The organism is Embleya australiensis, from assembly GCF_051903075.1.
In the GTDB taxonomy this organism is placed as follows: domain Bacteria; phylum Actinomycetota; class Actinomycetes; order Streptomycetales; family Streptomycetaceae; genus Embleya.
Genome location: NZ_CP182422.1, coordinates 2,978,977 through 2,992,625, shown reverse-complemented (window position 1 = coordinate 2,992,625; position 13,649 = coordinate 2,978,977). Strand labels below are relative to the sequence as shown.

Sequence of the window (13,649 nt, the reverse complement as noted above, 5' to 3'; positions counted from 1 at the left end):
CGAGGCTAGTTCAGCCGGGCCCGGGCCGCCTTCGCCTCGGTGAGCATGCCCTCTGCGGCCTTGGGGTCGATGTGCTTGACCAGTTCGGCGTACTCCTCCAACTGCCGTGCGCCGGCCGCGAATTGGCCGGTTCTGGCGAGGAGTGTGCCGCGTTCGTGGCGCAGCGCCGCCGGGTGGCGCGGCAGCAGCAGGGACAGCTCGACCGCCCACAGCCGGGTCCAGGCGCCCTCGATGCCGCGCTCGGGTTGTGCCGCCCAGGCGCGGATGTTGTTCAACATCCGGAGCAGGATCGCGGTCGGCCGCGCCGGTTGCAGCAGTGTCGGATCGCCGGGCCGGCCACCCGCCTCCGCGGCCAGTCGGCGGGCCCGGGACACCGACAGCGGCACCCCGCCGTGGAACGGGTCGGCCAGCTCGAACTCGCCGTCGGGATCCCCGATCCCGACCACGAAATGTCCCGGCAACGCGACGCCGTACACCGGCAGCCCGGCCCGGCGGCCGACGTCGATCCACACCACCGACAGCAGGATCGGCAACCCGCGCCGGCGGCGCAGCACCTCGTGCAGCAGCGACGAGCGCAGGTCGGCGTAGTCGGACTGCTGCCCGAGGAACCGGGCCCGCCCGCCGAGCACCCGCGCCAGCGCCGCGGCGGCCCCCGGCGGGTCGAAGCCGGGCCCCGCCTCGGCCCGCACCGCCGCCGCGAGCCGCTCCAACTCGGCGATCCCCACGGCCGGATCGAACGCCGGATCGACCTCGGCGCCCATCAGCAGCGCGGCCTCGGCCAGATCCACCTCGTCGGCCCGCACGACCGCCGCGAACCGGTCGCGGGGATTCCCGGGAGCGCTCACGTGGCGGCCGGGGAGCGGCGGTAGTGGTAGCCGTGGTGGTCGGTGTAGCCGAGCGCGTCGTAGAGCTCGCGCGCCGCCCGGTTGTCCGACTCCACCTGGAGCCAGCCGGTGACCGCGCCGCCCGCGAGCGCCCGGTCGGTCAGCGCCTTGACGATCGCCCGCGCGTGGCCGCGTCTGCGGTGCGCCGGGTCCACCTCCAGGCCGGCGAAGCCCGCGTAGCGGCCGAGCACGCACACCCGGCCGATGGCGACCGGCCGGCCCGACTCCGGGTCGGACACGGTCGCGAACAGCGTCCCCGGCGGCCCCTGGAGCACGTGCCGCTCGGCGCCGCCGGCGTGTTGCGCGACCCGGTGGTAGAGCGACACCCACCCGTCGGTCAGGGTGGTCCCGATCTCGACCCGGCGCGCGTCCACGTCGCGCAGCACGTCGGCCGCGCGCACCAGGCGCCCGGTGCGCATCAGCGCGTCACCCTCGGCCGGCCACCCGGCGGCGTCGAGGAAACGGTCGAACGGGTCCTCGTGCGCGACCTGGAACAGCGTCGGCAGGTCGCGCGCCGAATACCAGGCATTCACTCGATCGAGTGCCTCCGGGAAGGGCATGTCGGGCTCGCCCAGGACCAGCACCGAATTGGCCCGCCGGGTGAATCCGCCGGCCGCGCGCAGCAGCCACTCGCCGAAGGCGGCGACCTCGGGGGCGGGCCAGGACCGACTGGCCACGTCCTGCAGGCGGGCCGGGGTGAGCCGCCGTACGGGTGGCGGGACGACCTTGGCGGCGACGATGCTCGCTTCCGCCACCCGGGCGATACTGCCGTCCCTGCGGGTGATTGTCAGCACACCGTCGCGCCAATCCACGAGATCGCCCACGACGTCGGAATAGCTCGCCTCGGCGTCCTCGGGCGGCAGTTCGCGGCGCACCGACACGCGTCTGCCCACATCCCGCGGTGTGATCCTCTTCACCTGTCCGGCATCCCCGATCCGTGCTGACCTCGTCCGCCCACGTCTGCTGACATGTTCCCGGCCCACAGGTAAGGGCCACCTGCTAGGAGTAGGCCCCGGCCCACCGCGATACTAGTTGCGGGCACCGACGTTGCCGCGCTCCCGCGCACCCTGTACCGCCCGCATGAGGAGGAACCCGACGTGACCTACGTCATCGCGCAGCCCTGCGTCGACCTGAAGGACAAGGCATGCATCGAGGAGTGCCCCGTCGACTGCATCTACGAGGGTGAGCGTGCGCTGTACATCCACCCCGACGAATGCGTCGACTGTGGAGCCTGCGAGCCGGTCTGCCCGGTCGAGGCGATTTTCTACGAGGACGACACCCCGGAGCAGTGGAAGGACTACTACAAGGCGAACGTGGAGTTCTTCGACGACCTCGGCTCCCCGGGCGGCGCCTCGAAGATGGGTCTGATCGCCAAGGACCACCCGCTCATCGCCGCGTTGCCGCCGCAGGCGACCGGCGAGTAGAGCGTCGTGACCGCTTCGCACAACGGTGCGCGGCCGCTTCCCGACCCCGCCGACGCGCGGGGCCGGGAAGCACGTCGCGTCACCGACCTGCTCCCCGTCTTCCCCTGGGACCGGCTCGAGCCGTTCGGCGCGAGCGCGCGGGCCCATCCCGACGGCGTGGTCGACCTGTCGGTGGGCACCCCCGTCGACCCCACGCCGGAGCTGATCCGCGCCGCGCTGTGCGCCGCCGCCGACGCGCCGGGCTACCCGACCGTGTTCGGCAAGCCGGAGCTGCGCGAGTCGATCGCCGGGTGGTTGCGCCGACGGCTCGGCGTCACCGGGGCGAGCGCGGACGCCGTGCTCCCGGTGATGGGTACGAAGGAACTGGTCGCGGCACTGCCCAACCAGCTCGGGCTCGGCCCGGGCGACATCGTCGCGCACCCGGCGCTGGCCTACCCCACCTACGACGTGGGCGCGCGGTTGGCCGGGGCCACCCCGCTGCCGGTGGTGGACGGCGCGCTGCCCGATCCCGCCGGGGTGCGGATGATCTGGCTGAACTCGCCGGGCAACCCGCACGGCGCGGTGCGCACGCTCGAGGAGACCCGCGCGATCGTGGCGTGGGCCCGCGAGCACGACGTGCTGGTCGTCTCCGACGAGTGCTACATCGAGCTGTGCTGGGACACCCAGGCGGTGTCCGTGCTGCACCCCGACGTCTGCGGTGACTCGCACCGGGGTCTGCTCGCGGTGCACTCGTTGTCCAAGCGCAGCAACCTGGCCGGCTACCGTGCCGGGTTCGTCACGGGCGACCCCGCGGTGATCCGCGAACTGCTCGCGGTGCGCAAACACTCGGGGCACATCGTGCCCGGCCCGGTACAGGCGGCGATGACCGTCGCCTTCGCCGACGACGCGCACGTGGCCGAGCAGAAGGCGCGCTACGCGGCCCGGCGCGCGGCGCTGCGCGGCGCCCTGGAGTCGGCGGGCTTCCGGATCGAGCACTCGCAGGCGAGCCTGTACCTGTGGGCCACGCGCGACGAGGACTGCTGGGACACCGTGGCCTGGTTCGCCGAGCGCGGCATCCTGGTCGCGCCGGGCGACTTCTACGGGCCGCTGGGCGATCGGCACGTGCGGCTCGCGTTCACCGCGACCGACGAGCGCGTCGCGGCGGGCGTGAAGCGGCTGCACGAGGTCTGAGCGCGTTCGCGGGCCCGGCGTCGGGTCGAGGGCCGCGTTCGGGGACGGGGATAGGCTGCTCGGCATGACCGTGAAGCTCGATCTGTCCCAGGACGCGGCATCGCTCACCGCGCAACTCGTCGACATCCCGTCGGCCAGCGGCGACGAGCGGGTGCTCGCCGACGCGGTGGAGGAGGCGCTGCGCGCCTTCCCGCACCTGACCGTGTACCGGGACGGCGACTCGGTCGTCGCCCGCACCGAACTCGGGCGCGCCGAGCGCATCCTGATCGCGGGTCACCTGGACACCGTGCCGATCGCGGACAACCTGCCGTCCCGGATCGAGGGTCCGCTGATGTACGGGTGCGGCACCTCCGACATGAAGAGCGGCGTCGCGGTGCAGCTGCGGCTCGCCGCGCACCTGCCCGAGCCCAATCGCGACGTGACCTACGTGTTCTACGACTGCGAGGAGGTCGAGGCCGCCCGCAACGGGCTGCTGCGGCTGGCGAACAACCACCCCGAGTGGCTGGTCGCCGACTTCGCGGTGCTGATGGAGCCCACCGGCGGCGCGGTCGAGGGCGGTTGCCAGGGCACGTTGCGGGTCAAGGTGACCACCACCGGCACCCGCGCCCACTCGGCCCGCTCGTGGCTGGGCGACAACGCGATCCACGCGGCGGCGCCGATCCTGGCCCGGTTGCAGGCGTACGAGGGCGCGCGGGTGGAGATCGACGGCCTCGAATACCGCGAGGGGCTGAACGCGGTGAAGATCGAGGGCGGCGTCGCGGGCAACGTGATCCCGGACGCCTGCGCGGTGACGGTCAACTTCCGCTTCGCGCCCAATCGCAGTGTCGAGCAGGCGCTGGCGCACGTGTGCGACGTGTTCGCCGGGTTCGACGTGGTGCTCACCGACGAGGCCGCGGGTGCCCTGCCCGGCCTGGACCGCCCCGCCGCGGCGGCGTTCGTGGCGGCGATCGGGACCCCGCCGCGGGCCAAGTTCGGCTGGACCGACGTCGCGCGCTTCTCCGCGCTCGGCATCCCGGCGGTGAACTACGGGCCGGGCGATCCCAACCTGGCGCACAAGCGGGACGAGCACGTGGAGATCGCGCTGATCGGGGACAGCGAGGAGCGGCTGCGGCGCTGGCTCGGCTGACCCGGGCACGCGGAAATGCGATCGGGCCCCGGCTCGGCGTGACAGGGTGGCCGGATGGACGCGCGATTCGCTCCGGAGGAGCCACCCGAGTTCGCCTCGCCCAGCGAGGTGGAGGAACAACATCCCGGCATGGGGCACCTCGGCACCGAGGCGTGGCGGGTACTGCGGATCCAGACCGAGTTCGTGGACGGGTTCGGCATGCTCGCCGACCTCGGCCGCGCGGTCAGCGTGTTCGGCTCGGCCCGGACCAAACCGGGCTCGGCCGAGTACCGCATCGGCGAACGTGTCGGGCGGGCCCTGGCGGAGGCCGGCTACGCGGTGATCACCGGTGGCGGCCCCGGCGCGATGGAGGCGGCCAACAAGGGCGCCCGGGACGCCGGCGGGCAGTCGGTGGGCGTCGGCATCAAGCTGCCGTTCGAGTCCGGGCTGAACCCGTACGTGGACCGTGGCATCACGTTCCGCTACTTCTTCGCGCGCAAGACGATGTTCGTCAAGTACGCGCAGGGCTTCATCGTGCTGCCCGGCGGGATCGGCACGCTGGACGAGTTGTTCGAGGCGCTCACCCTGGTGCAGACCGGCAAGGTCACACACTTCCCGGTGGTGCTGATCGGCCGCGACTACTGGACCGGACTGGTCGACTGGGTGCGCGACGTGGTGATTGCCCAGGGCAAGGCGTCGCCGGCCGACCTGGACCTGATCCGGATCACCGACGACGTGGACGAGGCGGTGCGGATCATCCGCGACGCCGATCTGGAGTGCTCGAAACTGGAGGCCGAGGCACGCGCGGACAAGGCCGCCGCCGAAGGACGCGCCGCCGGCGGGTCGATTGCCACCTGACGGGCATGCGGGGGCCCCGTCGTGTTCACTCGGACGACACCGGCGGGCGAAAGCGTAGGGGCGTCCCGATATCTCCCCGCCTGTCACAGGAGAAAACCAGATGTCGCTGTCCCGTAGGGGTTTCCTCGGTCGCACCGCCACCACCGGTGCCGGTGTCGCCCTCATCGGCAGCACCGGCATGCTGCTGGCGCCGAACGCCTCGGCCTCGTCCCGCTCCGGCGACCGGCGCCCGCCGGCCCAGGTCGGCTACGGCCCGCTGGTGGACGACCCCGCCGGGCGCCTGGCGCTGCCCAAGGGTTTCTCATACCAGATAGTCACCGAGGCCGGTGTCACCAAGCTGGAGTCGGGCGAGTCCACCCCGAGCAACCACGACGGCACCGGCGCGTTCAAGCTGCGCGGCGGCGGCACCGTCCTGGTGAACAACCACGAGCTCGGCGGTTCGTTCAAGGACACCCCGCTGCCGGTGCCGCACCTCGCGGGCCTGGTCTACGACGAGGGCCTGCCCGGTGGCTGCACCGTGGTCGAGGTGAACCGTTACGGCAGGCGCATCCGCGAGTACGTCGGCGTGGCCGGCACCGCGACCAACTGCGCGGGCGGGGTGACCCCGTGGGACACCTGGCTGACCTGCGAGGAGACCGAGCAGCTGGCCGGTCAGGGCACCGCCACCAAGGACCACGGCTACGTCTTCGAGGTCGACCCGTACGACCGCCGCGCCAACCGCGACCCGAAGCCGATCAAGGCGCTCGGCCGGTTCGCCCACGAGGCGGTCGCGGTGGACCCGCGCCGCGGCCACCTGTACCTGACCGAGGACGCGAGCAACCCGAACGGACTGCTCTACCGCTGGGAGCCGCCGCGCCACTGGGACGGCGGACGCGGCCGGCTGCGCAAGCTGGCCGACGACGCGGGCATCCTCGCGGCGATGCGCTGCGTGGACGCGAGCGGCAAGCACGTGGACGACCTCTCCCGGGCGACCGAGGTGGGCACCACCTACGCGGTGAACTGGGTGGCCGTGCCGGAGCGCGACGCGCGCACCACGTCGATCCGCAAGCAGTTCCAGAACACCGACATCACCCGCGGTCGCAAGATCGAGGGCATCTGGTGGGGCGACGGCGGCGCGTACGTGGTCACCAGCTTCGCCCGCAAGGAGAGCCCGGGCACCCCGCACGACGGGCAGATCTGGTTCTACGACCCGCGCCGCGAGCGGCTGACGCTGAAGCTGCGCTTCGGCGTCAACACCACGCCGGACGTGGACGGTCCGTTCGACGGCCCGGACAACATCAGCGTGTCGCCGCACGGCGGCGTGATCATCGCCGAGGACGGCGAGGGCGTGCAGCACCTGCTCGGCGCGACCGACGACGGCAAGACCTACCCGGTCGCCCGCAACGACGTGGACGGCGACAGCGAGTTCACCGGCCCGGTCTTCTCCGAGGACGGCCGCACGCTGTTCGCGAACGTGCAGACCCCGGGCACCATGTACGCCATCCAGGGCCCCTGGAAGCGCTGCTGAGGCACCGAGTCGGCGGCCGTCGCCGTCGTCGAAGCCCACTTTTCGGCGTCCGCGCCCACCTTCGAGGTGGGGGCGGACGCCGAAAGGCGTTCTCCGGGGGGCCTGAAGACACGCGCTGGGGGCGGGGTCTTCGATCGGGGGCTCGAAGACCCGCCCCGGGTCCGTCAGGCCAGGGCGCGACGGGCCACGGCGGGCTGCCGGGTGCCGTGGATCGAGGACACCATGTCGAGCACCTGGCGGGTCTCCGCCACCTGGTGCGCGCGGTACACCCGAGCCCCGAGCCACGCGCTGACCGCGGTGGTGGCCAGGGTGCCGAGCAGCCGCTCGTTCACCGGCTTGTCCAGCGTCTCGCCGACGAAGTCCTTGTTGGACAGCGAGACCAGGACCGGCCACCCGGTGTCGACCATCTCGCCGAGCCGGCGGGTGGCCTCCAGCGAGTGCCGGGTGTTCTTGCCGAAGTCGTGCCCCGGGTCGATCAGGATCGCGTCCCGACGCACGCCGAGCCGCGCGGCGCGCTCGGCCAGGCCCACCGTGACGTCCAGGATGTCGGCCATCACGTCGACGTAGCCGATCCGGTGCGGCCGGGTGCGCGGCTGCGCCCGGCCGGCGTGCGTGCACACGATGCCCGCGTCGTACTTCGCGGCCACCTCGGCCAGCTTGGGATCCACCCCGCCCCACGCGTCGTTGAGCAGGTCGGCGCCCGCGTCGCAGACCGCCTCGGCGACCTCGTGGCGCCACGTGTCCACGCTGATCACCACGTCGGGGTGGCGGCGGCGCACCTCGGCCACGAAGGACACCGTCCGGCGGATCTCCTCCGTGACATCCACCTCGGCCCCCGGACCGGCCTTCACGCCCCCGATGTCCACGATTCCCGCGCCCTCGTCGATCGCGCGGGCGACCGCGTCCAGGGCCGGTCGATCATCGAACGTCGCGCCCTTGTCGAAGAACGAGTCCGGTGTCCGGTTGATGATCGCCATGATCACCAACTCGTCCCCCTCGAACTCCCGTCGTCCCAGCCTCAGTGTCGTCACCCCGTCGACCTCCGCCCAACACCCTGCACGTGCCACCTGACCCCCTGATCGTGGCACGATCGTCCCGTGCGACGAGCCGGGGGCTTCCCGAAACGGCCCGGAGCCGACACCGTTCCAGCGCCTGCACCACCGTCGAAGGGGAGCCGTCCGTGTTCTGGATCCAGCTTGTCGTGGTGATCGGGGTGGTCCTCGTCATCGCCGCGGTCGTGCTCGGGGCGGGTGGCTCCCTTCCCGACGCCTACCGCGAACAGCCCGAGCTGCGGATGCCCGGCGACCGCCCGCTCACGAGCGCCGACATCGATCGGATCCGCTTCCCGGTGGTCTTCCGGGGCTACCGGATGAGCGAGGTGGACCTGGTCCTGGACCGGCTCACCGGCGAACTCGCGGCGCGCGACGCGCGCATCCTGGAGCTGGAGTACCGGATCGCCGGCACCACGCCGGTCGGCGTCGCGTCGGCGATGCCGGGCGTGGCCGCCGCCGGGGCGAGTGCGTTCGGCGCGAGCGGGCACGCCCCGTCGCCGCGCGGCTCGGGGACCACGCTGTCACTGGAGAAGCCGGAGCGGGCCGAGGCCGCGGGCTCGACGCTGGTCGACACCGAGGCCGCCGAAGCGGCGGTCGAACCGGCCGCCGACGCGGACGAGACACCGGAGTCGAAGGCGGACGAGACGCCGCAGACGAAGGTGGACGCGTCGGCTGAGGAGGCGGCGCCCGAGGCCGCTGTGGACGAGGCCGAGGACGTGCCGAAGGGCGACGACGGGAGCAGGGGCGACTACGCGAACGAGAGCGACGAAGCGAACAAGAGCGACGAAGCGAAGGGCGACCCGAAGTCATGACCGCCGCCACCGTCCCCGTCGTCGGTGGTCCGGTCCCGGGACCGGACGGACTGCTGCGCTGCCCGTGGGGCGCCACCGGTCCCGAGGACTACCGGGAGTACCACGACACCGAATGGGGCGTCGCGGTGCACGGTGACGACCGGCTGTTCGAGCGGCTGTGCCTGGAGGCGTTCCAGTCCGGTCTGTCGTGGTTGACCATCCTGCGTCGGCGCGAGGGTTTCCGGGCCGCCTTCGCCGACTTCTCCATCGCGCGGGTGGCGGCCTTCGACGACACGGACCGCGCGCGGCTGCTCGCCGACGAGGGCATCATCCGCAATCGGGCCAAGATCGACGCCGCGATCGCCAACGCACACGCGGCACAGGCCCTCCAGGGCGGCCTGGACGCCCTCGTGTGGTCCTTCGCACCTTCCGGCCGCCGGAAGGCCCCCGAGGCCCTCTCGGACGTCCCGGCGGTCACCGACGAGTCCACCGCCCTGGCCAAGGAACTCAAGCGCAAGGGTTTCCGCTTCGTCGGCCCGACCACGGCGTACGCGATGATGCAGGCCTGCGGCCTGGTCAACGACCACCTCAGGACCTGCATCTCCCGCTGACCCGCCCCGCCCGCCCCGGCGGGCCGCGTGGGCCCTGCCGGGTGGTGGGGATCAGCGACCGAGGAAGGTGGGCTTCTCCTTGGCGACGAAGGCGGCCACCGCGATCCGGTGGTCCTCGGAGGAGCCCGCCCGCAGTTGCAGTTCGTCCTCCTTGGCCAGGGTGTCGAGCAGGGAGTGGGAGGCGCCGTAGGCGACCGATTCCTTCAGGGCGGCCAAGGCCACGGTCGGGCCTTCGGCCAGGCGGTGGGCCAGGTCGCGGGCGGTGTCGAGGACCTCCTCGGCCGGGACCACCCGGTGGGCCAGGCCCAGCTCCAGCGCCTCGGCGGCCTTGATCGTGCGGGGCAGCATCAGCAGCTCGATCGCCCGCGCCTGACCGACCAGGCGCGGCAGCGTCCAGGACGCGCCCGAGTCGGCGGTCAGCGCGACCCCCGCGAAGGCGGTGTTGAAGCCGGCCGTGTCCGCCATGATCCGGAAGTCGCAGGCCCAGGCGATCGCCGCGCCGGCCCCGGCGGCGACCCCGTTCACCGCCGCGATCACCGGCTTGGCCATCGTCGCCAGCGCCGTCACGAGCGGGTTGTAGTGCTCACGCACGGTCGCGAAGGTGGCGTCGGGGCCCGTCTCCAGCTGTCGGATGTGCGCCTTCAGGTCCTGGCCGGCGCAAAACGCCCGACCGCTTCCGGTCAGCAGCACCGCCCGGACGGCCGGATCCTCGGCGGCGCGCAGGACCGCGTCGCGCAACGCGATCTTGGTCGGCTCGTCGAGCGAGTTCATCGCCTCGGGCCGGTTCAGCGTGACGGTCGCGACTCCGTCGGCGAGGTCGTACCGCACAATCTCGGCCTTGTCGGTCATGACTTGCCTCCACATCACATACATCGCCGCAGGTGGGATGTGCACAGCATGCCGGAAGCCGGATCCGGCCCCCGTCCCGCCCCTGACGGACCGTCAGCCGCATTTCCGAGCCGGGACGGACCATCCCATTCCGCGCCGTACGGACGGGGTCGGAGAGGTCGACGGGACCCGATGTTGCTCACCCCACCGTTCGATGCGGGATAATGGTCCCTGATCAATGCTCTCGAAGACCGGTGGCCGGTTTGAGCACCGGTGCGTCGATATGCAGGAAGGGGAACGAGCATGGCGGCCATGAAGCCGCGGACGGGCGACGGCCCGCTCGAGGTGACCAAGGAAGGGCGGGGCATCGTCATGCGCGTTCCGCTTGAGGGCGGTGGACGGCTCGTTGTCGAGCTGTCGGCCGATGAGGCCGGCGCCCTGAGCGAGGCGCTGAAGAACGCCGTGGGCTGACCCCCTGGGGCGACGCCCTCGACGAAAGTCGTGATGCGACGGCCCCGGCACGGACATGGAGACTCATGTTCGTACCGGGGCCGTCGGCATGTGTCCGGCCGGGTCGCATGCCGGCCAGGCCGGGCTCAGCCCCGACGGGCCGCGCACAGCAGGCCGTCGCCGACCGGGAGCAGCGCCGGCACCAGCGACTCGTGCTCGCGGATCACCCGCAACACGTCGCGCACGGCGGCGGTCTCCGCGTCGCGGTGCGCCGGATCGGCCACCCGGTCGCGCAGCAGCGCGTTGTCGAAGCAGACCACGCCGCCGGGCCGCAACAACCGCAGCGCCTCGGCGAGGTAGTCCAGGTATTCGAGCTTGTCCCCGTCGCAGAACACCAGGTCGTAGCCGCCGTCGGCGAGCCGGGGCAGCACCTCCAGGGCCCGGCCCGGGATGAACCTGGCGCGCCCGCTTGGAAAGCCCGCCTCGGTGAAGGTCTCCTTGGCGAGCCGCTGGTTCTCGGGATCGGCGTCGACCGTGGTGAGCACCCCGTCGGAGCGCATGCCGCGCAGCAGGTAGAGGCCGGACACCCCGGTCCCGGTCCCGATCTCGGCGACCGCCTTGGCCTCGACTGCGGCGGCGAGGAAGCGCAGCGCGGCGCCGCCGCCGGGACCTATTGGGAGCACGCCGACTTCCCGGGCGCGGGCGCGGGCGCCCGCGAGGACGGCGTCCTCGCCGACGTACTCTTCCGCGAACGCCCAGCTCGCCTGGCGATTGCCGGAAATGGCTTCCTCCTCTGTCCCGGCCGCCCGTTCGCGCTCGGACGGGTCGGCCACCTGAGCGCAAGCGTATTACCGAGGCGTCCCCCCACCACCCGGGGAGCGCCGCACGACCGCCCGCCCCCACCCCGCCGGCGCCCCCACCCCGTGGCGCGTCAGCGCCCCCGACCCGGTCCGCCCGCGTGATCGACGCGCGAAGCGCGGAGAGCGGCGGAGCCGCGAGTTGCGGGTCGGGTGGCCCGGAGCGAAGCGGAGGGACACCCGACCCCGAGCGAGGGGCCGCTTTTTTCTCGGAGGAGCGAAGCGGGGGAGAGAAAAAAGCGGCCCCTCGCGAGCCGGCGCGAAGCGCCCAATAAAAGCAACGCCGCGACCGCGACTGCGTCCGCCGCGACTGCGTCCGCCGCGACTGCGTCCGCCGCGACTGCGTCCGCCGCGACTGCGTCCGCCGCGACTGCGTCCGCCGCGACTGCGTCCGCCGCGACTGCGTCCGCCGCGACTGCGTCCGCCGCGACTGCGTCCGCCGCGGGAACCCCCCGCGGATGTGGTTCGTTGGCTCCCTCGGAAGACAGGTGAACACGAGGCTCGTGGTCTCGCGGCACCGGAGGTTGGGTCGGACCGGGGCTCGGCGCCCTTATCCGGGCTTAACAGGCAGGACGCTTATGGTGGTTGCGCTACTCGGAAGAGGAGGTGTGGCAGTGGTCGACCGTCGCGGGGAACAATCCTGTACTCGCGAGTCGTCGCCGATGCCGGATCACGTGGCCGAAGCCGCAAACGCAACCAGCAGCCCCGCCCAGGCCGAATGGGTCCCGCCGACGTGGGAGGACATCGTCCGCACCCACTCCGCGCGGGTGTATCGGCTCGCCTACCGCCTCAGTGGCAACCCGCACGACGCGGACGACATCACCCAAGAGGTGTTCGTCCGAGTGTTCCGATCGTTGTCGAGCTACACGCCCGGCACGTTCGAGGGTTGGCTGCACCGCATCACCACGAACCTTTTCCTCGACATGGTCCGGCGCCGTCAGCGCATCCGCTTCGAGGGTCTGGGCGACGACGCGGGCGAACGCCTCGCCGGTCGTGAGCTCTCGCCCGCGCAGGCATACGACGACGCCCACCTGGACGCGGACGTCCAGCAGGCGCTGGACGCGCTCGCGCCGGAGTTCCGCGCCGCGGTCGTACTGTGTGACATCGAGGGCCTGTCGTACGAGGAGATCGCCACCACGCTCGGAGTGAAACTCGGGACCGTGCGCAGCCGCATCCACCGCGGCCGGTCCCAGCTCCGTGCGGCGCTGCGGCATCGTGCTCCCCGGAACAAGGCAGGCCAGGAGACGGCTGCGGAGGTCCGGACCACGGTGCGGAGATGAGGGACCGTGAGCAGTGAGCCCGGCGACCGCTTGGGCAGGGGGGTAGTGAGTGCCACACGGCTGGGGCGCGCCGCGACCCGATGTGGGGCATGCGAGGTGGGGACATGAGCCACCCCGAGGACAAGCTCGCCGCCTATGTGGACGGCGAACTGGGCCATGAGGCCCGCGAGAAGGTGCTGGCGCACCTCGCCGAATGCGCGGACTGTCGCGTGGAGGCCGAGGAGCAGCGCCAGGTGAAGCAGCTGCTCGGCATCGCGCGTCAACCCGGCCCCTCCGAGGACCTGATGGCGCGGTTGTTCGCGCTCGGGGAATCCGCCGAGGAGCCGCCCGCGCCGCCCGCGGGCGGCGATCGATTCATGTTCCCGGCCGCCGGGCGACCGACGGGCTCGACCCGCGCACGTGCGCGGTCGACCGGTCCGCGGGCGGGCCGGCCCGGCAACATGCCCGAGCGGGTGCGCCCGCCGGTGAGCCGGCGTCGGCTGACGTTCGCGGCGGCCGGCGCGTTCTCGATGATGGCCGTCGCGCTGAGCAGCGCCTTCGTGCCGGGCGGGACCAGCGGCGGCACCGAGGGCCGACCCGCGGCCCCGGCCGTCGAGCGCTACCTGGTGGAGCAGGCCGCGAGCACGAGCGCGCTGCCTGCGGGCAAGGCGGCCAAACGCTCCGAGCCGGTGCTCGCGGGGGCGTCCCTGACGGTGCCGGTCCACACGATCGAGGCCCGGCCCTAGACGCCGCCGCGCCGCAGGCCCGTACAACCCGGTCCCGCGCGCCGATGCGCCGGTCCGGAAGCGCCCGCGCGGATCCGCGCGGGCGCGGTGCTTTCGGGCGGGTTCGC

15 protein-coding genes are annotated in these 13,649 nt (G+C 72.6%); 10 read left to right on the top strand and 5 right to left on the bottom strand.

The window, feature by feature from the left end:
• Window positions 1–5: 5 nt before the first annotated feature.
• Window positions 6–845: a SirB1 family protein gene (locus ACMXN5_RS12615; RefSeq protein ID WP_439675336.1), complete on the bottom strand. Its 840-nt coding sequence runs from the start codon at window positions 843–845 to the stop codon at window positions 6–8.
• On the bottom strand, window positions 842–1,777 hold the full coding sequence (locus ACMXN5_RS12610) for a GNAT family N-acetyltransferase (protein WP_439675335.1): 936 nt from the start codon (window positions 1,775–1,777) through the stop codon (window positions 842–844). Before ACMXN5_RS12610 ends, ACMXN5_RS12615 begins: the two co-directional genes overlap by 4 nt.
• 204 nt (window positions 1,778–1,981) lie before the next feature.
• On the opposite strand from ACMXN5_RS12610, the gene fdxA reads away from it, so the two are divergent.
• The 5 genes from fdxA to ACMXN5_RS12585 all read left to right on the top strand — a co-directional run bounded on the left by fdxA (window position 1,982) and on the right by ACMXN5_RS12585 (window position 6,948).
• Window positions 1,982–2,308, top strand: a complete 327-nt coding sequence (fdxA, locus tag ACMXN5_RS12605; RefSeq protein WP_020556628.1) for a ferredoxin — start codon at window positions 1,982–1,984, stop codon at window positions 2,306–2,308.
• Between the two features lie 87 nt (window positions 2,309–2,395).
• On the top strand, window positions 2,396–3,478 hold the full coding sequence (dapC, locus tag ACMXN5_RS12600) for a succinyldiaminopimelate transaminase (protein WP_439677997.1): 1,083 nt from the start codon (window positions 2,396–2,398) through the stop codon (window positions 3,476–3,478).
• Between the two features lie 64 nt (window positions 3,479–3,542).
• On the top strand, window positions 3,543–4,604 hold the full coding sequence (dapE, locus tag ACMXN5_RS12595) for a succinyl-diaminopimelate desuccinylase (RefSeq protein ID WP_439675334.1): 1,062 nt from the start codon (window positions 3,543–3,545) through the stop codon (window positions 4,602–4,604).
• 54 nt (window positions 4,605–4,658) lie between these two features.
• Entirely contained in the window at window positions 4,659–5,441 is a 783-nt protein-coding gene (locus ACMXN5_RS12590) for a TIGR00730 family Rossman fold protein (protein ID WP_380041134.1), read from the top strand.
• A gap of 100 nt (window positions 5,442–5,541) precedes the next feature.
• The gene (locus ACMXN5_RS12585) at window positions 5,542–6,948 is read left to right on the top strand and encodes an alkaline phosphatase PhoX (protein WP_439675333.1); all 1,407 of its coding nucleotides are present in this window, start codon (window positions 5,542–5,544) and stop codon (window positions 6,946–6,948) included.
• A 164-nt stretch (window positions 6,949–7,112) separates the two neighbouring features.
• Here ACMXN5_RS12585 and folP read toward each other — a convergent pair whose 3' ends face one another.
• The gene (folP, locus tag ACMXN5_RS12580; protein WP_439677996.1) at window positions 7,113–7,925 is read right to left on the bottom strand and encodes a dihydropteroate synthase; all 813 of its coding nucleotides are present in this window, start codon (window positions 7,923–7,925) and stop codon (window positions 7,113–7,115) included.
• Between the two features lie 203 nt (window positions 7,926–8,128).
• Between folP and ACMXN5_RS12575 the strand changes: the two genes are divergently transcribed.
• Window positions 8,129–8,812: a DivIVA domain-containing protein gene (locus ACMXN5_RS12575; RefSeq protein ID WP_439675332.1), complete on the top strand. Its 684-nt coding sequence runs from the start codon at window positions 8,129–8,131 to the stop codon at window positions 8,810–8,812.
• Window positions 8,809–9,402: a DNA-3-methyladenine glycosylase I gene (locus ACMXN5_RS12570; RefSeq protein ID WP_439675331.1), complete on the top strand. Its 594-nt coding sequence runs from the start codon at window positions 8,809–8,811 to the stop codon at window positions 9,400–9,402. Before ACMXN5_RS12575 ends, ACMXN5_RS12570 begins: the two co-directional genes overlap by 4 nt.
• Window positions 9,403–9,453: 51 nt before the next feature.
• Here ACMXN5_RS12570 and ACMXN5_RS12565 read toward each other — a convergent pair whose 3' ends face one another.
• Entirely contained in the window at window positions 9,454–10,251 is a 798-nt protein-coding gene (locus tag ACMXN5_RS12565) for an enoyl-CoA hydratase/isomerase family protein (RefSeq protein ID WP_439675330.1), read from the bottom strand.
• Window positions 10,252–10,533: 282 nt separating this feature from the next.
• Here ACMXN5_RS12565 and ACMXN5_RS12560 point away from each other — a divergent pair, with 282 nt between their 5' ends.
• Window positions 10,534–10,701: a DUF3117 domain-containing protein gene (locus ACMXN5_RS12560; protein ID WP_078976897.1), complete on the top strand. Its 168-nt coding sequence runs from the start codon at window positions 10,534–10,536 to the stop codon at window positions 10,699–10,701.
• A 125-nt stretch (window positions 10,702–10,826) separates the two neighbouring features.
• Here ACMXN5_RS12560 and ACMXN5_RS12555 read toward each other — a convergent pair whose 3' ends face one another.
• Window positions 10,827–11,513: an O-methyltransferase gene (locus ACMXN5_RS12555; protein WP_395794428.1), complete on the bottom strand. Its 687-nt coding sequence runs from the start codon at window positions 11,511–11,513 to the stop codon at window positions 10,827–10,829.
• Between the two features lie 686 nt (window positions 11,514–12,199).
• Between ACMXN5_RS12555 and sigE the strand changes: the two genes are divergently transcribed.
• Window positions 12,200–12,817 (top strand): RNA polymerase sigma factor SigE, encoded by a 618-nt coding sequence (sigE, locus tag ACMXN5_RS12550; protein WP_101897113.1) that lies wholly within the window; start codon window positions 12,200–12,202, stop codon window positions 12,815–12,817.
• A gap of 104 nt (window positions 12,818–12,921) precedes the next feature.
• Entirely contained in the window at window positions 12,922–13,542 is a 621-nt protein-coding gene (locus ACMXN5_RS12545; protein ID WP_439675329.1) for an anti-sigma factor family protein, read from the top strand.
• The last annotated feature ends 107 nt before the right edge of the window (window positions 13,543–13,649 follow it).